The organism is Pseudomonas sp. D4002, from assembly GCF_013385665.1.
In the GTDB taxonomy this organism is placed as follows: domain Bacteria; phylum Pseudomonadota; class Gammaproteobacteria; order Pseudomonadales; family Pseudomonadaceae; genus Aquipseudomonas.
In genome coordinates this window covers 281286-301715 of record NZ_JACAPN010000012.1, presented here as the reverse complement: position 1 = coordinate 301715, position 20430 = coordinate 281286, and the positions used below count along the sequence as shown (strand labels likewise).

The window sequence follows — 20430 nt, the reverse complement described above, 5'->3', positions numbered from 1 at the left end:
GTTGTAATCCAAGGTAAATAGCCGGTAAAGGCGCTTTTCTTAACGCGCCCCAGTGCTTATCTTTCAGCCTCCCGAAGAAGAAGCTCTCGCACCCAATGGTTGATCACTCCATGCAATCCACCCCTCGTCACTCCCGCCGCTGGCTGTTCGGCCTGCTCGTGCTGCTGGTCATTGCCGGCCTGTGCTGGAAGTTCTGGCCTGGCACCAGCCACAAGGACAGCGCCGAGAAGAAGCCCGCCGGGCATGCCGGCAAGTCGGGGATGATGCGCCCGGGCTTTGGGGGTTCTACTGGCCCGGTGCCGGTGCGTGTGGCGCCGGCGGTGCTGGGCGAATTCCCGGTGTACTACAAGGCGCTGGGTACGGTGACGGCACTCAACACCATCAATGTGCGCAGCCGGGTTGGCGGAGAGCTGGTCAAGATCGCCTTTGAAGAGGGGCAGATGGTCAAGGCCGGTGACCTGCTGGCGGAAATCGACCCGCGCAGTTACCAGAATGCCTTGCTCCAGGCCCAGGGCACGTTGCTGCAGAACCAGGCCCAGCTGAAAAACGCCCAGGTCGACGTGCAGCGTTATCGCGACCTGTATGCCCAGGACAGTATCGCCAAGCAGACCCTGGACACCGCCGAAGCACTGGTGTTGCAGTACCAGGGCACGGTCAAGACCAACCAGGGCGCGGTGGATGACGCCAAGCTCAACCTCGAATTCACCAAGATCCGCGCCCCGATCACCGGTCGTGTCGGCCTGCGCCAGGTAGACGTGGGCAACCTCGTCGCCGCCAACGACACCACCTTCCTGGCGGTGATCACCCAGACCCAACCCATCAGCGTGGTCTTCACGTTGCCGGAAAACACCCTGGAAACCGTGCTGGCGCGTTATCACGCCGGCAACAAGCTGCCGGTGGAAGCCTGGGACCGTGGCGATGTCGCGGTGAAAGCCACGGGGGTGCTGCAGAGCCTCGATAACCAGATCGACGTCACCACCGGCACCCTGAAATTCAAGGCGCGGTTCGATAACAAGGACCAGGCGCTGTTCCCCAACCAGTTCGTGAACGTGCACCTGCTGGCCGACACCCTGCACAACGTGGTACTGGCGCCGTCGGCGGCGATTCAGTTCGGCAATACCGGCACCTTCGTCTACGTTCTCGATGGCGACAAGAAGGTCAAGGTGCGTCCGCTGGTGATCGGTGATTCCGACGGCGACAACACCGTGGTCAAGCAAGGCCTGGCCGCCGGCGACCGCGTGGTGCTGGAAGGCACCGACCGCCTGAAGGACGGCAGTGACATTGAAGTGGTCAACGACAGCACTGAAGTGCCGACCACGCCGACCGAACACCTCCAGGGTCAACCGGCAGCCAAGACGCAACAAGGCCCGGCTGATGCCGCCAAGGCGCAAAAGGGCGGCGCATGAACCTCTCGCGGCTGTTCATCCTTCGCCCGGTAGCCACTACCCTGAGCATGCTGGCCATTGTCCTGGCTGGCGTGATCGCTTATCGCCTGCTGCCGGTCTCGGCCTTGCCCCAGGTGGATTACCCGACCATCCGGGTGATGACCCTGTACCCCGGCGCCAGTCCGGACGTAATGACCAGCGCGGTCACGGCGCCCCTTGAGCGTCAGTTCGGGCAGATGCCCGGCCTGACCCAAATGGCGTCCACCAGCTCCGGCGGCGCCTCGGTGCTGACCCTGCGTTTCAACCTCGACATCAACATGGATGTCGCCGAGCAACAGGTGCAGGCCGCGATCAACGCCGCCACCAACCTGCTGCCCAAGGACCTGCCGGCGCCGCCGGTGTACAACAAGGTCAACCCGGCGGATACCCCGGTGCTGACCCTGGCCATCACCTCCAAGACCATGTTGCTGCCCAAGCTCAATGACCTGGTCGACACGCGCATGGCGCAGAAGATCGCGCAGATCAGCGGCGTCGGCATGGTCAGCATCGCCGGCGGCCAGCGCCAGGCGGTGCGGATCAAGGTCAACCCCGAGGCCCTGGCGGCCAACGGCCTGAACCTGTCGGACGTGCGCACCCTGATCGCCGCCTCCAACGTCAACCAGCCCAAGGGTAACTTTGACGGCCCCACGCGGGTGTCGATGCTCGACGCCAACGACCAGTTGGTCTCGCCCAAGGAATACGCCGAACTGATCCTCGCCTACAACAACGGCGCGCCGTTGCGGCTCAAGGATGTGGCGCAGATCGTCGACGGCGCCGAGAACGAACGCCTCGCGGCCTGGGCCAACGAAAACCAGGCGGTCCTGCTGAACATCCAACGCCAGCCCGGGGCCAACGTCATCGAGGTGGTGGACCGGATCAAGGCGCTGTTGCCAAGCATCACCGACAACCTGCCGGCGGGCCTGGACGTGACGGTGCTTACCGACCGTACCCAGACCATCCGGGCCTCGGTCAAGGATGTACAACACGAATTGCTGATCGCCATTGCCCTGGTGGTGATGGTGACGTTCCTGTTCCTGCGCCGCTTCAGCGCGACCATTATTCCGTCCATCGCCGTGCCGCTGTCCCTGGTGGGCACCTTCGGCGTGATGTACCTCGCCGGTTTCTCCATCAACAACCTGACGCTGATGGCGCTGACCATCGCCACCGGTTTTGTGGTGGACGACGCCATCGTGATGCTGGAGAACATTTCCCGCTACATCGAGGAAGGCGATACACCGCTCAATGCGGCGCTCAAGGGCGCCAAGCAGATCGGCTTCACCCTGATTTCCCTGACCCTGTCGCTGATCGCGGTATTGATCCCGCTGCTGTTCATGGCGGACGTGGTGGGGCGCTTGTTCCGTGAATTCGCGATCACCCTGGCGGTGGCGATCCTGATTTCCCTGGTGGTGTCCCTGACCCTGACGCCGATGATGTGCGCGCGGTTGCTCAAGCGTGAGCCGAAAGAGGACGAGCAGGGCCGTTTCTACAAGGCCAGCGGCGCCTGGATCGACTGGCTGATCGAGGCCTACGGGCGCAAGTTGCAGTGGGTGCTCAGGCATCAGCCGCTGACCCTGCTGGTGGCCATCGCCACCCTGGGCCTGACCGTGGTGTTGTACATGGTAGTGCCCAAGGGCTTCTTCCCGGTGCAGGACACCGGCGTGATCCAGGGCATTTCCGAAGCGCCACAGTCGATTTCCTTTGCGGCGATGAGCCAGCGCCAGCAGGAACTGGCGAAGATCATCCTCGAAGACCCGGCGGTGGAGAGCCTGTCGTCCTATATCGGGGTAGACGGTGATAACGCCACCCTCAACAGTGGTCGCCTGCTGATCAACCTCAAGCCCCACGGCGAACGGGACCTGAGCGCGGCGCAGATCATCACGCGCCTGCAGCCGCAACTGGACAAGCTGGTGGGGATTCGCCTGTTCATGCAGCCGGTGCAGGACCTGACCATCGAAGACCGCGTCAGCCGTACCCAGTACCAGTTCAGCATGTCCTCGCCGGACGCCGAGCTGCTGGCCTTGTGGAGTGAAAAGCTGGTACACGCCCTCAGCCAGTTGCCGGAACTCTCCGACGTCGCCAGCGACCTGCAGGACAAGGGCTTGCAGGTGTACCTGGTGATCGACCGTGACGCCGCATCGCGCCTTGGTGTGTCGGTGTCGACCATCACCGACGCGCTGTACGACGCGTTCGGCCAGCGGCAGATATCCACCATCTACACCCAGGCCAGCCAGTACCGCGTGGTATTGCAGGCCCAGTCCGGTGAAACCCTCGGCCCGGACGCCCTGAACCAGATCCATGTGAAAACCACCGACGGCGGCCAGGTGCGGCTGTCGAGCCTGGCCCATGTGGAACAGCGCCAGGCCCAGTTGGCAATCGCGCATATCGGTCAGTTCCCGGCGGTGATGATGTCGTTCAACCTGGCCCCCGGCGTGGCGCTGGGCAAGGGCGTCGACCTGATCAACCAGACCCAGAAAGACATCGGCATGCCGGTGGGCGTGCAGACCCAGTTCCAGGGCGCGGCCCAGGCATTCGAGGCTTCGCTGTCGAGTACCTTGCTGCTGATCCTGGCGGCGGTGGTGACCATGTACATCGTGCTCGGGGTGCTCTACGAGAGCTACATCCACCCGATCACCATCCTCTCGACCTTGCCCTCGGCAGCGGTGGGCGCCTTGCTGGCCTTGCTGCTCAGTGGCAACGACCTGGGGATGATCGCGATCATCGGCATCATCCTGCTGATCGGCATCGTGAAGAAGAACGCGATCATGATGATCGACTTTGCCCTCGACGCTGAGCGCAACCAGGGCCTGGACCCGCAAACCGCGATCTACCAGGCGGCGCTGTTGCGCTTCCGGCCGATCCTGATGACCACCCTGGCGGCGCTGTTCGGTGCCGTGCCGTTGATGCTCGCCACCGGCTCGGGCGCCGAGTTGCGCCAGCCGCTGGGCCTGGTGATGGTGGGCGGGTTGCTGGTGAGCCAGGTGTTGACCCTGTTTACCACCCCGGTGATCTACCTGTATTTCGACCGCCTCGGCCGTCGCTGGCGCAAAGAGCCGGTGCGCCTGGAGCCGGTTGAGTCATGAACCTGTCCGGACCTTTCATTCGCCGGCCGGTAGCCACCATGCTGCTGAGCCTGGCGATCATGCTGCTGGGCGGCGTCAGCTTCAACCTGTTGCCGGTGTCGCCATTGCCGCAGATCGATTTCCCGGTGATCGTGGTGTCGGCCAGCTTGCCGGGGGCCAGCCCCGAGGTGATGGCGTCTACGGTGGCCACGCCGCTGGAGCGCTCCTTCGGCGCGATTGCCGGCATTACCACCATGAGCAGTTCGTCGAGCCAGGGTTCGACCCGGGTGATCCTGGCGTTCGACTCCAATCGCGACATCAACGGCGCGGCGCGGGAAGTGCAGGCGGCGATCAACGCCTCGCGTAACCTGCTGCCCAGTGGCATGCGCAGCATGCCCACCTACAAGAAGATCAACCCGTCCCAGGCGCCCATCATGGTGCTGTCCCTGACTTCGGACGTGTTGCCCAAGGGCCAGCTGTACGACCTGGCCTCGACCATCCTGTCCCAGAGCCTGTCCCAGGTGCCGGGCGTGGGTGAAGTGCAGATCGGCGGCAGCTCCTTGCCCGCCGTGCGTATCGAACTGGAACCCAAGGCCCTCGACCAGTACGGCGTGGCCCTGGACGATGTGCGTAATACCATCGCCAATGCCAACGTGCGCCGGCCCAAGGGTTCGCTGGAGGACAGCCAGCGCAACTGGCAGATCCAGGCCAACGATCAGCTGGAAAAGGCCAAGGACTATGAACCGCTGCTGATCCGCTACCAGAATGGCGCGGCCTTGCGCCTGGGGGATGTGGCGAAGATCAGCGACGGCGTCGAGGACCGCTACAACAGCGGCTTCTTCAACAATGACTCGGCGGTGCTGCTGGTGATCAACCGCCAGTCCGGCGCCAACATCATCGAGACGGTGAAGCAGATCAAGGCACAACTGCCGGCCTTGCAGGCGGTGTTGCCGTCCAGCGTCAAGCTGAACCTGGCGATGGACCGTTCGCCGGTGATCACCGCCACCTTGCACGAAGCCGAGATGACTCTGCTGATTGCCGTGGCCCTGGTGATCCTGGTGGTGTACCTGTTCCTCGGCAACTTCCGCGCCTCGCTGATTCCCACCCTGGCGGTGCCGGTGTCGCTGGTGGGCACGTTTGCAGTGATGTACCTGTTCGGCTTTTCCCTGAACAACCTGTCGCTGATGGCGCTGATCCTCGCCACCGGCCTGGTGGTGGATGATGCCATCGTGGTGCTGGAGAACATTTCCCGGCACATCGACGAGGGTGTGCCGCCGATGAGGGCGGCGTACCTGGGGGCCCAGGAAGTCGGCTTCACCTTGCTGTCAATGAACGTCTCGCTGGTGGCGGTGTTCCTCTCGATCCTGTTCATGGGCGGTATCGTTACCAGCCTGTTCCGCGAGTTTTCCATCACCCTGGCAGCGGCGATCATCGTCTCGCTGGTGGTGTCGCTGACCCTGACCCCGATGCTCTGCGCCCGCTGGCTCAAGCCCCATGTCAAAGGCCAGGAGGCAGGCTTGCAGCGCTGGAGCCAGAAGATAAACGACCGCATGGTGGCAGGCTACGCCCGCAGCCTGGACTGGGTGCTGCGCCACAAGCGCCTGACACTGCTCAGCCTGTTGGTGACCATCGGGGTCAACGTCGCGCTGTATGTGGTGGTGCCGAAAACCTTCATGCCCCAGCAGGACACCGGGCAACTGATCGGCTTTGTGCGTGGCGACGACGGGCTGTCATTCAGTGTGATGCAGCCGAAGATGGAAATTTTCCGCAAGGCCGTCCTGCAGGACCCCGCGGTGTTGAGCGTGGCAGGCTTTATTGGCGGCAACAGCGGCACCAACAACGCGGTGATGCTGGTGCGGCTCAAGCCCATCAGCGAACGCAAGATTTCTGCCCAGGCGGTGATCGAGCGCATGCGCAAGAATGTGCCACTGGTGCCCGGCGGGCGCCTGATGCTGATGGCTGACCAGGACCTGCAATTCGGCGGCGGCCGCGACCAGACCACCTCGCAGTATTCCTACATCCTGCAAAGCGGTGACCTGGCGGCCTTGCGCCTGTGGTACCCGAAAGTGGTTGCCGCGTTGCGTGAGCTGCCGGAGCTGACCGCCATCGATGCCCGTGAAGGACGTGGGGCGGCCCAGGTGACGTTGATTGTCGACCGCGACCAGGCCAAGCGCCTGGGCATTGACATGGACATGGTCACTGCCGTGCTCAACAACGCCTACAGTCAGCGGCAGATTTCCACCATCTACGACAGCCTCAACCAGTACCAGGTGGTGATGGAGGTCAATCCGAAGTACGCCCAGGACCCGATCACCCTCAATCAGATGCAGGTGATCACGTCCACCGGTGCGCGCGTGCCGCTGTCGGCCATCGCTCACTATGAGAACAGCCTGGCGGACGACCGGGTCAGCCATGAAGGCCAGTTCGCCTCGGAAAACATTGCCTTTGATATGTCGCCCGGCGTCACGGTGGAGCAGGGCACGGCTGCCATTGAGCGGGCGATTGCCAAGGTCGGCCTGCCGGAAGAGGTGATCGCGAAGATGGCCGGTACGGCCGACGCCTTCGCCGCCACCCAGAAAGGCCAGCCGTTCATGATCCTCGGTGCACTGGTGGCGGTGTACCTGGTATTGGGGATTCTGTATGAGAGCTATATCCACCCGCTGACCATTCTGTCGACCTTGCCGTCGGCGGGGGTGGGCGCCTTGCTTTCGATTTACCTGCTGGGGGGCGAGTTCAGCCTGATCTCGCTGCTGGGGCTGTTCCTGCTGATCGGGGTGGTGAAGAAAAACGCGATCCTGATGATCGACCTTGCGCTGCAACTGGAACGCAAGGACGGCATGAGCCCGCTGGAATCGATCCGCGCCGCCTGCCTGGTGCGGCTGCGCCCGATCCTGATGACCACGCTGGCGGCGATTCTTGGCGCCGTGCCGCTGCTGCTCAGCACGGCCGAAGGCGCGGAAATGCGCCAGCCCCTGGGCCTGACGATTATCGGCGGGCTGGTGTTCAGCCAGATCCTGACCCTCTACACCACGCCTGTGGTTTACCTTTATCTCGACCGCCTGCGCCACCGTTTCAACGGTTGGCGCGGAGTGCGTACCGATGCTGCCCTGGACACTGCGCTATGACCGATTCAACGTTTCCCACCGTGCAACGTCTGGCGATGACTCGCGGCTCAAAGCTGCTGAGCCTGGCCCTGTGCGGCGTGATGCTCAGCGCCTGCGCCGTCGGCCCGGACTACAAACGCCCCGAATTGACCGAGCCTGCCCAGTACAAAGAGGCCCAGGGCTGGCGCCAGGCCGCGCCCAGCGACTCGCTGGCCCGGGGCGCCTGGTGGGAGCTGTACGGCGACAAACAACTGAATGAGCTGGTAGAAAAACTCAACAGCTCCAACCAGACCGTGGCCCAGGCCGAGGCGCGTTATCGCCAGGCTGCCTCGCAGGTGCGCAGTGCCCGTGGGGCGTTCTTCCCCACGGTTGACCTGAGTGCCTCGAAAAGCCGGGCCAGCCAGGGTACCGGCAGCAGTAACGCCAGCCTCAGCAGCTCCAGCAGCGGTATTCGCGACACCCTCAACACCCAGTTGGGCGTGAGCTGGGAAGCCGATATCTGGGGCAAACTGCGCCGGGGCCTGGAAGCCAATGAAGCCAGCGCCGAAGCCAGCGCGGCGGATCTCGCGGCGATGCGCCTGAGCCAGCAATCGGAACTGGTGCAGGATTACCTGCAACTGCGGGTCATGGACGAACAGACCCGTTTGCTGCAAGCCACGGTGGACACCTACCAGCGCTCCCTGCAGATGACCCAGAACCAATACCGCGCCGGTGTCTCGGGCAAGGACGCCATCGCCCAGGCCCAGACCCAGCTGAAAAGCACCCAGGCCAGCATGATCGACCTGATCTGGCAGCGGGCGCAGCTGGAAAACGCAATTGCCGTGCTGATCGGTGTGCCGCCGGCCAACTTCAACCTGGCGGTGAGCAAGGACATTCCGGCGCTGCCGCAGATTCCGGTGAGCCTGCCGTCGCAACTGCTGGAGCGCCGCCCGGATATCGCCCAGGCGGAGCGCTCGGTGATCGCGGCCAATGCCAACATCGGCGTGGCCAAGACCGCTTACTACCCGGACCTGACCCTGAGCCTGGCCGGCGGCTACTCCAGCAGCACCTACGCCGACTGGATCAGCCTGCCGAACCGCTTCTGGTCGGTGGGGCCGAAACTTGCCATGACCCTGTTCGACGGGGGCCAGCGTTCGGCCGAAGTTGACCGCGCCGAGGCGTCCTACGATGAGACCGTGGCCAAGTACCGCCAGACCGTACTCGATGGGTTCCGCGAGGTGGAAAACTACATGGTCCAGCTCAAGGTCCTGGAAGACGAGGCGGTCGTGAGTAACGAGGCCCTCGAAGCGGCCCGGGAATCCCTGCGCCTGACCCAGAACCAGTACAAGGCCGGGTTGATCGCCTATCTCGATGTGGTCACCGTGCAAGCCACTGCCCTGAGCAACGAGCGTACGGTGCTGACCCTGCTGCAAACCCGGCTGGTTGCCAGTGTGCAACTGATCGCTGCACTGGGCGGTGGTTGGGATGGCCAAATGCAGCTGAGCGACAAGAAGTAAACCCCGCTCTGGCTGGTGTACGGGCTTGTGTGGGAGCGGGTTTGCTCGCGAAAACGGTGGGTCAGTCAACTGTGTATGAACTGACCCGCCGCTTTCGCGAGCAAGCCCGCTCCCACAAGGGTTCTGCGGTGTTTTTGAGCCAGCGGATTGGCGTCAAATTTTGAATGATGGCTATACGACAATATTTCAGGTGTACAAGATTTATTCTCGCTACAATCCCTGACTTTTCAGCCCGGCACGGATGCCGTTCGGCCCATAGGTCACGAGAAGTCCCATGCTCACCGGTAGTTATTCCCCCGCCCTGGTCCTGATTTCCCTGTTCGTCGCGATCCTCGCATCCTATACGGCGTTGGACCTGACCGGCCGCATCGCCACTGCCAGGGGCCGCGCGGTGTACCTGTGGATGGGCGGCGGCGCGCTGGCGATGGGCGTGGGCATCTGGTCGATGCACTTTATCGGCATGCTCGCCTTCCGCCTGCCCATCAGCCTCGGCTATGACGTCGGCATCACGGCGCTGTCGTTGTTGATCGCGATCCTGTCCAGCGGTTTTGCCTTGTGGCTGGTGAGCCAGCCGAGTTTGCCGGCGTGGCAACTGGCATTTGGCGCATTGATCATGGGCGCCGGCATCAGCGCCATGCACTACACCGGCATGGCCGCCATGCGCATGACCCCCGGCATCGACTACGACCCCACGCTGTTCACCGCCTCGTTGCTGATTGCCGTGGGTGCGTCGGCGGCGGCGTTGTGGATTGCCTTCAACCTGCGGCGCAACACGCCGTATGTGCGGTTGGCCCGAGGCGGGGCGGCGATGGTGATGGGCGTGGCGATTGTCGGCATGCACTACACCGGCATGGCCGCCGCGCGTTTCGCCGATGGCAGCTTCTGCGGCGCGGCCCTGGACGGCTTGAGTGGCAAGGGCCTGGATAACCTGGTGCTGGTCACCACCCTGGCAGTGTTGATCATCGCGCTGCTGACCTCCCTGGCCGACGCCCGCCTGGAAGCCCGCACCGCGGTGTTGGCCGACTCCCTGACCCAGGCCAACCAGGAACTCACCCACCTGGCCCTGCACGACATGCTCACCGGCTTGCCCAATCGCACCCTGCTCGCCGACCGGATCCAGCAGGCGATACAGCGGGTGAACGAAGAGGGCGGCTGCTTCGCGCTGATGTTTATCGACCTGGACGGCTTCAAGCCGGTGAACGACGCTTTTGGTCACCACATGGGCGACCAGCTGTTGCAGCAAGTCGGCCTGCGCCTGCGCGAAGACTTGCGCAGCCAGGACACCCTGGCCCGCATCGGCGGTGACGAGTTTGTATTGCTGGTGCAATTGGGCCAGCCCGACGATGCGTTGCGCCTGGCCGAGCGCCAGGTGGGCATGATCAACCAGGCCTTCCACGTCGCCGAGCATGAGCTGAAAATCTCCGCCAGCATCGGCATCGCACTGTTCCCCGGCAACGGCGCCACGCCCCAGGAACTGCTGATGAACGCCGACGCGGCGATGTATCACGCCAAGGGCATGGGCAAGAACGGCTACAGCTTTTTCGACGTGTCGATGAACACCAATGCGCGCAAGCAACTGCAACTGCTGCAGGACTTGCGCAATGCCGTGGAGCACGAGCAGTTCCGGCTTTATTACCAGCCCAAGTTCGACGCCATCAGCGGCCGCCCGGTCGGTGCCGAGGCGCTGCTGCGCTGGGAACACCCGCAACAAGGCCTGTTGTTGCCGGACAAGTTTATCGAGCTGGCGGAAAAGACCGGGCTGATCATCCCCATCGGCGAATGGGTACTCAACGAAGCCTGCCGCCAGATGCAGGTGTGGTATGCCCAGGGCTATCACGACTGGCGCATTGCCGTGAACCTGTCGGCGTTGCAGTTCTGCCACGCCGGGCTGGTCAAGAGTGTCGCCGCTGCCCTGGAACGCCACCGCTTGCCAGCCAACAGCCTGACCCTGGAAATCACCGAAACCACCGCCATGAGCGATGCCGACGCGAGCATGACGGTGTTGCAGAAGCTTTCGGACATGGGCGTCGACCTGTCCATCGACGACTTCGGTACCGGCTATTCGAGCCTGATGTACCTCAAGCGCCTGCCGGCCAATGAGCTGAAGATCGACCGGGGATTTGTGCGTGACCTGGAGCACGACAGCGACGACGCGGCTATCGTCTCGGCCATCGTCGCCCTCGGTCAGGCCCTGGGCCTGCGTATTGTGGCCGAGGGTGTAGAGACCGACTCACAGCAGAGCTTCCTCACCCGGCTGGGCTGCGATTCGCTTCAGGGGTATCTGCTGGGGCATCCGTTGCCGGCCGAGGGTTTCATGGCCGACATCCAGCGCGCCGAGCAGGTGGTGAGTGTGCATTCGGTGATGTGAGCCCATGCAAAACCTGCAGGGCGCAGGTAGTATTGGATCCATCAGCTCACGTTGAACCAGGAGACCTTACACATGGACAAAGTCGTCGTCATCACCGGTGGCAGTCGTGGGATCGGCGCCGCCACGGCGCTGCTGGCCGCCGCCCAGGGCTATCGCATCTGTATCAATTACCAGGCCGATGAAGACGCCGCCCACCGCGTACTTGAGCAAGTGCGTGCCCTCGGCGCCCAAGCGATTGCCGTGCGGGCTGATGTCAGCATTGAAGACGAAGTGATTGGCCTGTTCCACCGGGTCGATACCGAACTGGGCCGGGTGACGGCACTGGTCAACAACGCAGGTACCGTCGGGCACAAGTCGCGGGTCGATGAGATGTCCGAGTTCCGCATCCTGAAGACCCTCAGGACCAATGTGTTGGGGCCGATCCTGTGTGCCAAGCATGCGCTGCTGCGCATGTCGCCCAAGCATGGCGGGCAGGGCGGCAGCATCGTCAACGTTTCATCGGCCGCCGCGCGGTTGGGCTCGCCGGGGGAATATGTGGATTACGCCGCGTCCAAGGGCGCGCTGGATACCTTCACTCTCGGGCTCTCCAAGGAAGTGGCGGGCGAGGGGATCCGGGTCAATGGCGTGCGTCCCGGGTTTATTTTCACCGACTTCCACGCCCTGAGCGGCGACCCGGATCGGGTCAGCAAGCTTGAACCGGGCATCCCCATGGCCCGTGGCGGGCGTGCAGAGGAAGTCGCGGAAGGGATTATCTGGCTGCTCTCGGACAAGGCGTCCTATGCGACGGGAACCTTTCTTGACCTGGCGGGCGGTCGTTAGTTTTGTACCGCCTGTGGCGAGGGGCACGCCGCTCGCCACAGCCCAGGTATCAGGCGCCGCGCAGCGCTTCATAGCCCCTGAGGGAAAACGCCTTGAGCAGGCTGGCCTCCGAGTCTGGATGAATGGCGTAGCCGTGATTCGAAAAACCGTCCAGGACACCGTTGCGGCTATGGCTGGCGCTTAATTTGAGATCGTCCACGTTGTCGATAAATCGCAGTACCTTATCCAGGTTGTAGGTGGCGTCGGCGCGAGAGTCCGGGTCTTGGTTGGCCGCGCTCCAGTCACCCACCTGGCGCTTCAGGTCATCGCTCACTTCGTAGTGGTCGCGGTTATCCAGGAAGTTCTTCAGCACAGGGCTTTGTTCGGTAATCTGGTCACTCGATCGATGATCTCCCGCGGGGCGCCCGGTAGCGCCTGTCATTTCGCGCACCTGTTGCTGCTCTGCGGCACGCATATAGTGGGGGGGAACGGGAAGGGGTCGCAGGCCGGCAGCTGAAGAAATAGTCATAAGGCATCTCTGATGTGAACCAAGTGAATGCGCTCTTTCTATCGTAAGAAATAGCGCACTCCTGTGTGGTTCTTAGCCCGGCTACGGTTCCCATCCGTAGGTTAAAACGACCGCACAATCTTCCCCAGCGTCTCCATCGCCTTCTCACACGACTCATCCCACGGGCTGCCGTAGTTCAAGCGAATGCAGTTCCTGAAGCGCTGTGTCGGCGAGAAGATCGGTCCCGGTGCGATGCTGATGCCCTGGGCCAGCGCCATCTGGAACAACTTCAACGAGTCGGTCTGCTCCGGCAATTCCAGCCACAGGAAGTACCCGCCGGCAGGCTGGCTGACCCGTGTCTGCGCCGGGAAATAGCGCGCGATGGCGGCGAGCATGGCGCTTTGCTGTTCTTCCAGCGCGTAACGCAATTTACGCAGATGCCGGTCGTACCCGCCGTGTTGCAGGTAATCGGCAATCGCCGCCTGGGCGGGCATCGAGGCACACAGCGACGTCATCAATTTCAGCCGCTCGATCTTCTGCGCATAACGTCCGGCGGCGACCCAGCCGATGCGGTAGCCCGGAGCCAGGCTCTTGGCGAACGAGCCGCAATGCATCACCAGACCTTCGGTGTCGAACGCCTTCGCCGGTTTGGGCGCCTGTTGACCGTAGTACAACTCGGCGTACACGTCGTCTTCGATCAGCGGCACCTGGTGGCTGCGCAGTAACTCCACCAGTTCCTGTTTCCGGGCCTCGGGCATGGTTGCGCCCATCGGGTTCTGGAAACTGGTCATGCACCAGCAGGCCTTGATCGGGTAACGCTCCAGGCTTTGCGCCAGCACCTTGAGGTCGATGCCATCGCGTGGGTGTACGGGGATTTCCACCGCCTTGAGTTTCAGGCGCTCGAGGATTTGCAGGCTGGCGTAGAACGCCGGTGCTTCGATGGCCACCAGGTCGCCCGGCTCGGTCACGGCTTGCAGGCACAGGTTCAGTGCTTCAAGGGCGCCGTTGGTGATCAACAGTTCTTCCATGGGCAGCATCAGCCCGCCCACCATGTAGCGCAAGGCAATTTGCCGGCGCAGTTGCGGGTTGCCCGGCGACATGTCGGTGACCACCATGCGCGGGTCCATTTCCCGGCTGGCGCTGGCCAGGGAACGGGCCAGGCGTTGCAGCGGGAACAGCGTCGGGCTGGGGAAGGCCGAGCCGAAGGGCACGGTTTGCGGGTCCTTGATGGAATCGAGCACCGAGAACACCAATTCGCTGACGTCCACCTCGGTGGACTCGTGCACATGGGCACTCACCACCGGCTCGGAAAACGGGCTGGGCGCATGGGTGTTGACGAAGTACCCGGAGCGCGGCCGGGCGCGGATCAGCCCGCGTCGCTCCAGCAGGTAGTACGCCTGGAACACCGTGGACGGGCTGACACCGTAGGTCTGGCTGGCATAACGCACCGAAGGCACGCGCTGGCCGGGCCCGAGCACGCCGGAGCGGATCAGTTCTGCGATGTCGTCGGCGAATTTCTCGTAGCGTTTCATTGGGGCTCAGTGCTTTGAACAGATTTTGCTGATTGAACACAGATCAAACGGTGGGAGCGGGCTTGCTCGCGAAAGCAATCTTTCAGTTGATGTATCCATTGACTGGCACACCGCTTTCGCGAGCAAGCCCGCTCCCACATTTTGATCTCCAGTGTTGCTGAAAGCTTGGGCTCAGCGATTCAATGGCGCCACAAACCGGCTGTCCGCCGCGCTGTAAATCCACGGCTCATCCACGTCCGAGACCTTGAAGCGGATCGTCTGCGAACTGCTGGCGGGCTTCTCTGCGGTCATCGCCACCGACACCGGCACATCGGTAATCTCACCTGGTGCCAGGCTGATCTCGGTCTTGCCCTGCAGCTGGAAGCCGTCGCCGTCCATCAGCTCCAGGCGGTAATCCTGGCGCTGCTGGGTCTTGTTGATGACCTTGAGGCTGTAGATGTTCTCGATCAAGCCGTCACTGTTCTCGCGAAACATCCCCCGGTCCTTGGTCACGTCCAGCGACACCATCGGGCGTTCCACCAGCGCCACCACCAGCGCGCCGATCATCACCAGCAGCACGGCACTGTAGCCGATCAGGCGTGGCCTGAGCAGATGGGTCTTGCCACCTTGCAACTGATGCTCCGAGGTGTAGCTGACCAGGCCGCGGGCATAGCCCATTTTATCCATGATCGAATCACAGGCATCGATACACGCGGCGCAGCCGATGCATTCCATTTGCAGGCCGTCACGGATGTCGATGCCGGTGGGGCATACCTGTACGCACAGCTGGCAGTCGATGCAATCACCCAGGCCGACGTCCGCCGGTTGCACGTCTCGTTTGCGCGGGCCACGGTTCTCGCCGCGGGCTACGTCGTAGGAAATGGTCAGGGTGTCCTTGTCGAACATCACACTCTGGAACCGCGCATACGGGCACATGTGCATGCACACCGCTTCACGCAGCCAGCCGGCGTTGATGTAGGTGGCGCCGGTGAAGAACAGCACCCAGAACAGGCTTACGCCGCCCATTTGCCAGGTCAGCAGCTCCTCGGCCAGCGGCCGGATCGGCGTGAAGTAGCCGACAAATGTCAGCCCGGTCAGCACGCTGATCCCCAGCCACAGCGTGTGCTTGGCCGAGCGCCGCGCCAGCTTGTCCAGGCTCCAGGGCGCAGCTTGCAGCTTGATGCGTTGGTTTCGCTCGCCTTCAGTGACCTTTTCGCACCACATGAACAACCAGGTAAACGAGCTTTGCGGGCAGGTATAGCCACACCACACCCGCCCTGCGAATACGGTGATGGCGAACAGGCCGAACGCGCAGATGATCAACAGCGCCGACAGCAGGATGAAATCCTGGGGCCAGAACGTGGCACCGAAGATGTGGAATTTGCTTTCAGCCAGGTCCCATAACACCGCCTGCCGTCCGCCCCAGTTCAGCCACACGGTGCCGAAAAATGCCAGGAACAGAAAGCCTGCGCCTGCCACGCGCAAGGTACGGAACAGGCCGGTAAAACTGCGGGTGTGAATCAGGTGGTCGCTGGATTTGGCCTTCATCTTCTTTGGATGTGCAGGCTCAAACACTTCTACGGTTCGGACGGGGATTCTATCGCTCATGGTCTTTCGCTCATCAGCCTCCATCAGGCAGATGAACTATGACCGGCGCTCTGTTTGCATAACAGACTCAGGTATGGCGATAAAAAGCGGATCAGATGGGCCGCCCGTGCATGCCTGCGACAATGTGCTGCACCCGGTGGTGCGCGGGGTGCAGCGCTTTTGAGGCGGGGCTGATCCAGGTCAATCAAATCACCGAATCACCGTCGGTAGCTTTCAAGTGCTTACGGCCGTCTTTGGCACCCGCTACGGTCAATGCGTCGGCTTCGGCTTCGGTGATATAGGTGCGGTCACCGTTCAGCTTCACGAACGACATGGATTTCTCGCTGTCGGTTTCGACCGTGACATGGGTGGCTTCCAGTTGTTTCTCGTGGCCGTCCACATCGACGGTGAAGAAACATTGCTGACCTTCGATACGTACGGGCATATCGATCTCCTTTTTGTGGGCTATTACTGATTAGGGTGGGATGCGCAGGCAATGGTTCTGCGCAACTGACTGACGGTCGATGCTGTCCATGTTCTATCGACCCCCAACAAGGAAACGTCCATGGACGCCTGGTGGCATGAAGTCTGGGTAACCCTGCAAGCGGAATTTGCCGATATCGGCGATGCCCGGCAACTCACGCAAATCACCGTTCGGCTGCTGATTGCGGCGATATTGGGCGGGATCCTGGGTTACGAGCGCGAACAGAAAGGCAAGGCCGCCGGGGTACGCACCCACATGCTCGTGGCCCTCGGCGCCGCGCTGTTCGTGTTGGTGCCGAGCATGTCCGGCTCCCAGGCAGACGCCATGAGCCGTGTGCTGCAGGGCGTGATCGCGGGTATCGGCTTTCTTGGCGCCGGCACCATCCTAAAGGGCAAGGAAGACGAGGAGGGTCAGCACGTCAAAGGGCTGACCACCGCCGCCGGCTTGTGGATGACCGCCGCCATTGGGGTGGCGGCGGGAATGGGGCGGGAATCCACGGCGGTACTCAGCACGTTGTTGGCCTTGGCGGTGTTCAGTGTGATGCCAAGAATCGTCAGGCTATTGGAAAAGAATTAGTCGCCGTATGTTTCATCAGGTCGCGCGTGAATGGGCTGACAGCGTGATATCGAGGCGTGTGCAACTTCACGCTCCTGCTGGACTGATCACTGTACCGGAATGGTGATTTGATCTTCTTTGTGATACGCGAATATGCGTTGGTCTTGAGCGAGCAAGTCAACACGAACCACCGGAAGCAGGCGCTGCGTATAGCCGTAATACTCGCGCTGAAGTTTCTTGGCCGCATCTCTTCCTGGCAAGTTGGCAGCGTTATAGAAGAAAGCCTGGAAGGGGACTTTATCAATCTCGGACACTGTCCAGGCTGAGGTGACGACTTCATTCCAATCTTCAATATAGTTTGCCGGCATCAGTTTTCTGACAGTGATGCTTAGAGAAAACTGCTGCACCGATCCACGAAACGCACACATAAAAAAATAAGCCGGTTTGACTTTGTTGAAGTGGGCCAGCCAGGTGGGGCCATCCACCACGCCTTGCTCATCGCAGTGCCGGCTCCATTCACGCTGGTAGCCTGGCAGCTCCCTGGAAGTTTCGCCGCATCCATCCGGGCGGTCACCCGTCGCACCATTGGTGGGAAAAGAGCAGCGCACGCTGATTGGGCCCGCTGCGGTGGAGGGCAATGCCGACATTATTACGCCAGCGTCCCGTGCAAACAGCTTCCTGATACCCAGGTCGGCTCGCAGGTAAGAGAATGCGGCGGCATTGCGCTCAAGCTCGCCGGGCGATGCTATGAGGCTGTCAGTGACGCGAATAAGCACCCCATTGCAGTGATACAGGGCCAGGCCATCGGCACACTGAGCAGCGGTGTCCTGGTAGCGGTTGTTTAATTTGCTTGCGATTTCCGTATCGAGCGGGCCGGAGGGTTCGGTGGTGCAGGCGGTCAAGGTGCAAAGGGAAAGCAGCAGGTAGGCGGCTGTTCTTTTCATGAGGTAGCTCCGAGAGGTTTTATTGTTCTGTTGTTCGCGCGTCGCACACTTTGATCATGGGCGGCGTTCGTCTCGGCTGATAATGTCGGTTTTGACAGTTCTTTATAATTTTTTGTGAATGAAGTTGCAGCTTATAGATTCAAGTAAACGCGGAAGCCTGAAGCTTCCGCTTTTTACTTCCTGTGATCGGTATCTTCAGACAATCACCGGCGGCATCGTCGTCGGTGGTTCCTCCACCGGTGGCGGCTGTGTGCCTGGCGGTTCCTGCTCTGGAACCGGATCGGGTTCGGTCGGCGGTAATGTGGGCTTATCTATATTGGGATCAGGCGTTTCAGCCGGAATAGGGATATTCATCGGTATGGCCTCCTTTGTGCTTTGCTCTATCGGTGGACAATCGCGTGGTGGATTTGATTCCCCGCCCGATGGCGGGATATCCGCCTGAACTTTTCACTCGTCGGCATGCTCGGAACCTAGACGGCCCTGCTCAGGGAGAGTGGCGTCGTTTCAGAATTTGAATCAAGCACAAGAGCGTCCACTGGGCGTTAAGGGGAGATGCTCGATGACTGCTGAAACACTGACTCAAGACGATTCAACCTCCACATTACCGCTGTCCCAGGCACTGTTGCTGCCAAGGATCGCGATTGAAAGCACGACCCCGGTGATCGATGGCGGCGAGTTCGCGGTCAAGGCTGTGGTTGGCCAGCGCGTGCAGGTTGCCAGCAAAGTGTTCGCTGATGGCCACGACAAGCTTGCGGTGATGATCCGCTGGCGCCCGCGCAGTGAAGAAAGCTGGCACAGCGTGGTCATGACCGATGTCGGCAACAACGGCTGGGAGGGTGCATTCACCGTGACCGCCCAGGGCCCGCATGAGTATTGCATCGAAGCCTGGATCGACACGTTTGCCAGCTTTCGCTACGAACTGAGCAAGAAACACGAGGCCGGGGTGCCGGTCAGCCTGGAGTTGCAGGAAGGCCGCAGCCAGGTCCTGCAAGCCGCCGAGCGCAGTGACAATGAGCTGCGTGACCGCTTGATGTTGCTGCACCACGAACTCTCCGGTTTGCTGGAAACCGAGCAGGTCGCGTTGTTCCTGCACGAAGACAGTGCACACCTGATGACCCAGGCCGATCACCGCGCCTATTTGAGCATCAGCCCGGTGTATCCGATTGATGTAGAGCGCGAGGCTGCGCAATTTGCCAGCTGGTACGAGTTGTTTCCCCGCTCGATCACCGACGATCCCGCCCGCCATGGCACATTCAACGATGTGCACTCACGGCTGTCGATGATCCACGACATGGGCTTTGACGTGCTGTACTTCCCGCCGATCCATCCGATCGGTCGCAGCCACCGCAAGGGCAAGAACAATTCCCTGACCGCCGGGCCGGACGACCCGGGCAGCCCGTATGCCATCGGCAGCGAAGAGGGCGGCCACGAGGCGATCCATTCGCAGTTGGGCACCCGTGAGGATTTCCGCAACCTGGTCAAGGCCGCCGCCGACCATGGCCTTGAAATCGCCCTGGATTTTGCCATCCAGTGCTCCCAGGACCACCCGTGGCTCAAACAGCATCCGGGCTGGTTCAACTGGCGGCCCGACGGCACGATCAAATACGCCGAGAACCCGCCGAAGAAATACCAGGACATCGTCAACGTCGACTTCTATGCGGCCGACGCGATTCCCAGCCTGTGGGTCGAGTTGCGCGACATCGTGGTCGGTTGGGTGGAAGAGGGCGTGAAGACCTTTCGGGTCGACAACCCCCACACCAAGCCGCTGCCGTTCTGGCAATGGCTGATCAGCGATGTGCGTTCTAAATACCCCGAAGTGATCTTCCTCGCCGAAGCCTTCACCACCCCGGCGATGATGGCGCGCCTGGGCAAGGTTGGTTACTCCCAGAGCTACACCTACTTCACCTGGCGCAACACCAAGGCCGAGTTGAGCGAGTACCTGAGCGAACTGAACGAGTCGCCGTGGCGCGAGTGCTTCCGGCCGAACTTCTTCGTCAACACCCCGGACATCAACCCCGGCTTCCTGCATGAATCCGGCCGCGCCGGCTTCTTGATCCGCGCCGCGTTGGCCACCATGGGCTCAGGTCTGTGGGGCATGTACTCGGGTTTTGAACTGTGCGAAGCGGCACCGGTGCCGGGCAAGGAAGAGTACCTGGACTCGGAGAAGTACGAGATCCGCCCACGAGACTTCACGGCGCCGGGCAACATCATTGCCGAGATCGCCCAGCTCAACCGCATCCGCCGGCAGAACCCGGCCTTGCAGACGCACCTGGGGCTCAAACTCTACAACGCGTGGAACGACAACATCCTGTACTTCGGCAAACGCAGCGAGGATGGCAGCAACTTTATCCTGGTGGCCGTGAGTCTCGACCCGTTCAACGCCCAGGAGGCCAATTTCGAGTTGCCGCTGTGGGAGCTGGGCTTGCCGGACGATGCCCAGACCCAGGGCGAAGACCTGATGACCGGCCACCGCTGGACCTGGTACGGCAAGACCCAGTGGATGCGCATCGAACCGTGGCATCAGCCGTTTGGCATCTGGCGCATTACCGTTTCCTGAATCGACACCGATCTCCAAACCACTGGAGATCAAAG

The 20430-nt window shown here is 61.9% G+C and carries 14 protein-coding genes; 8 read left to right on the top strand and 6 right to left on the bottom strand.

Going from position 1 to position 20430, the window contains the following annotated elements; translation table 11 throughout:
• Positions 1 to 95: 95 nt before the first annotated feature.
• The 6 genes from HX824_RS06295 (at position 96) to HX824_RS06270 (ending at position 12270) form a co-directional block, all read left to right on the top strand.
• Complete coding sequence (locus tag HX824_RS06295; protein ID WP_003207498.1) at positions 96 to 1406, top strand: MdtA/MuxA family multidrug efflux RND transporter periplasmic adaptor subunit; 1311 nt, start codon at positions 96 to 98, stop codon at positions 1404 to 1406.
• A complete protein-coding gene (locus HX824_RS06290; RefSeq protein WP_087692387.1) occupies positions 1403 to 4504 on the top strand; it encodes an MdtB/MuxB family multidrug efflux RND transporter permease subunit in 3102 nt (1033 codons plus the stop codon). Before HX824_RS06295 ends, HX824_RS06290 begins: the two co-directional genes overlap by 4 nt.
• Positions 4501 to 7608 (top strand): efflux RND transporter permease subunit, encoded by a 3108-nt coding sequence (locus tag HX824_RS06285; protein ID WP_177054320.1) that lies wholly within the window; start codon positions 4501 to 4503, stop codon positions 7606 to 7608. The genes HX824_RS06290 and HX824_RS06285 overlap by 4 nt, the downstream gene beginning before the upstream one ends.
• Positions 7605 to 9083, top strand: a complete 1479-nt coding sequence (locus HX824_RS06280; RefSeq protein ID WP_003207503.1) for an efflux transporter outer membrane subunit — start codon at positions 7605 to 7607, stop codon at positions 9081 to 9083. Before HX824_RS06285 ends, HX824_RS06280 begins: the two co-directional genes overlap by 4 nt.
• A gap of 274 nt (positions 9084 to 9357) precedes the next feature.
• Complete coding sequence (locus tag HX824_RS06275; protein WP_177054319.1) at positions 9358 to 11451, top strand: bifunctional diguanylate cyclase/phosphodiesterase; 2094 nt, start codon at positions 9358 to 9360, stop codon at positions 11449 to 11451.
• Between the two features lie 72 nt (positions 11452 to 11523).
• Positions 11524 to 12270: an SDR family oxidoreductase gene (locus tag HX824_RS06270; RefSeq protein WP_008435175.1), complete on the top strand. Its 747-nt coding sequence runs from the start codon at positions 11524 to 11526 to the stop codon at positions 12268 to 12270.
• A gap of 49 nt (positions 12271 to 12319) precedes the next feature.
• Here HX824_RS06270 and HX824_RS06265 read toward each other — a convergent pair whose 3' ends face one another.
• The 4 genes from HX824_RS06265 to HX824_RS06250 form a co-directional block, all read right to left on the bottom strand.
• Positions 12320 to 12691, bottom strand: a complete 372-nt coding sequence (locus HX824_RS06265; protein WP_008435173.1) for a hypothetical protein — start codon at positions 12689 to 12691, stop codon at positions 12320 to 12322.
• A gap of 188 nt (positions 12692 to 12879) precedes the next feature.
• Positions 12880 to 14289, bottom strand: coding sequence for a GntR family transcriptional regulator MpaR (gene mapR, locus HX824_RS06260; protein WP_003207510.1), 1410 nt, complete (start codon positions 14287 to 14289; stop codon positions 12880 to 12882).
• Between the two features lie 171 nt (positions 14290 to 14460).
• Entirely contained in the window at positions 14461 to 15876 is a 1416-nt protein-coding gene (gene ccoG, locus HX824_RS06255; protein WP_177028187.1) for a cytochrome c oxidase accessory protein CcoG, read from the bottom strand.
• A gap of 184 nt (positions 15877 to 16060) precedes the next feature.
• Positions 16061 to 16300 carry a DUF3203 family protein gene (locus tag HX824_RS06250; RefSeq protein WP_003207514.1) on the bottom strand — a complete coding sequence of 80 codons (240 nt, stop codon included), beginning with the start codon at positions 16298 to 16300 and terminating at the stop codon, positions 16061 to 16063.
• A 120-nt stretch (positions 16301 to 16420) separates the two neighbouring features.
• On the opposite strand from HX824_RS06250, the gene HX824_RS06245 reads away from it, so the two are divergent.
• The gene (locus HX824_RS06245; RefSeq protein ID WP_087692384.1) at positions 16421 to 16915 is read left to right on the top strand and encodes an MgtC/SapB family protein; all 495 of its coding nucleotides are present in this window, start codon (positions 16421 to 16423) and stop codon (positions 16913 to 16915) included.
• An 86-nt stretch (positions 16916 to 17001) separates the two neighbouring features.
• Here the strand turns inward: HX824_RS06245 and HX824_RS06240 are convergent, their stop codons facing one another.
• The gene (locus HX824_RS06240) at positions 17002 to 17838 is read right to left on the bottom strand and encodes a hypothetical protein (RefSeq protein WP_087692383.1); all 837 of its coding nucleotides are present in this window, start codon (positions 17836 to 17838) and stop codon (positions 17002 to 17004) included.
• Between the two features lie 195 nt (positions 17839 to 18033).
• Entirely contained in the window at positions 18034 to 18192 is a 159-nt protein-coding gene (locus HX824_RS06235) for a hypothetical protein (protein WP_166742161.1), read from the bottom strand.
• A 205-nt stretch (positions 18193 to 18397) separates the two neighbouring features.
• Between HX824_RS06235 and HX824_RS06230 the strand changes: the two genes are divergently transcribed.
• Positions 18398 to 20395 carry an alpha-1,4-glucan--maltose-1-phosphate maltosyltransferase gene (locus tag HX824_RS06230; RefSeq protein ID WP_102605565.1) on the top strand — a complete coding sequence of 666 codons (1998 nt, stop codon included), beginning with the start codon at positions 18398 to 18400 and terminating at the stop codon, positions 20393 to 20395.
• The last annotated feature ends 35 nt before the right edge of the window (positions 20396 to 20430 follow it).

Coding starts and splice junctions, on each gene's coding strand:
- HX824_RS06295 (WP_003207498.1), top strand. CDS start 96: ATGGTTGATCACTCCATGCAATCCACCCCTCGTCACTCCCGCCGCTGG.
- HX824_RS06290 (WP_087692387.1), top strand. CDS start 1,403: ATGAACCTCTCGCGGCTGTTCATCCTTCGCCCGGTAGCCACTACCCTG.
- HX824_RS06285 (WP_177054320.1), top strand. CDS start 4,501: ATGAACCTGTCCGGACCTTTCATTCGCCGGCCGGTAGCCACCATGCTG.
- HX824_RS06280 (WP_003207503.1), top strand. CDS start 7,605: ATGACCGATTCAACGTTTCCCACCGTGCAACGTCTGGCGATGACTCGC.
- HX824_RS06275 (WP_177054319.1), top strand. CDS start 9,358: ATGCTCACCGGTAGTTATTCCCCCGCCCTGGTCCTGATTTCCCTGTTC.
- HX824_RS06270 (WP_008435175.1), top strand. CDS start 11,524: ATGGACAAAGTCGTCGTCATCACCGGTGGCAGTCGTGGGATCGGCGCC.
- HX824_RS06265 (WP_008435173.1), bottom strand. CDS start 12,691: ATGACAGGCGCTACCGGGCGCCCCGCGGGAGATCATCGATCGAGTGAC.
- mapR (WP_003207510.1), bottom strand. CDS start 14,289: ATGAAACGCTACGAGAAATTCGCCGACGACATCGCAGAACTGATCCGC.
- ccoG (WP_177028187.1), bottom strand. CDS start 15,876: ATGAGCGATAGAATCCCCGTCCGAACCGTAGAAGTGTTTGAGCCTGCA.
- HX824_RS06250 (WP_003207514.1), bottom strand. CDS start 16,300: ATGCCCGTACGTATCGAAGGTCAGCAATGTTTCTTCACCGTCGATGTG.
- HX824_RS06245 (WP_087692384.1), top strand. CDS start 16,421: ATGGACGCCTGGTGGCATGAAGTCTGGGTAACCCTGCAAGCGGAATTT.
- HX824_RS06240 (WP_087692383.1), bottom strand. CDS start 17,838: ATGAAAAGAACAGCCGCCTACCTGCTGCTTTCCCTTTGCACCTTGACC.
- HX824_RS06235 (WP_166742161.1), bottom strand. CDS start 18,192: ATGAATATCCCTATTCCGGCTGAAACGCCTGATCCCAATATAGATAAG.
- HX824_RS06230 (WP_102605565.1), top strand. CDS start 18,398: ATGACTGCTGAAACACTGACTCAAGACGATTCAACCTCCACATTACCG.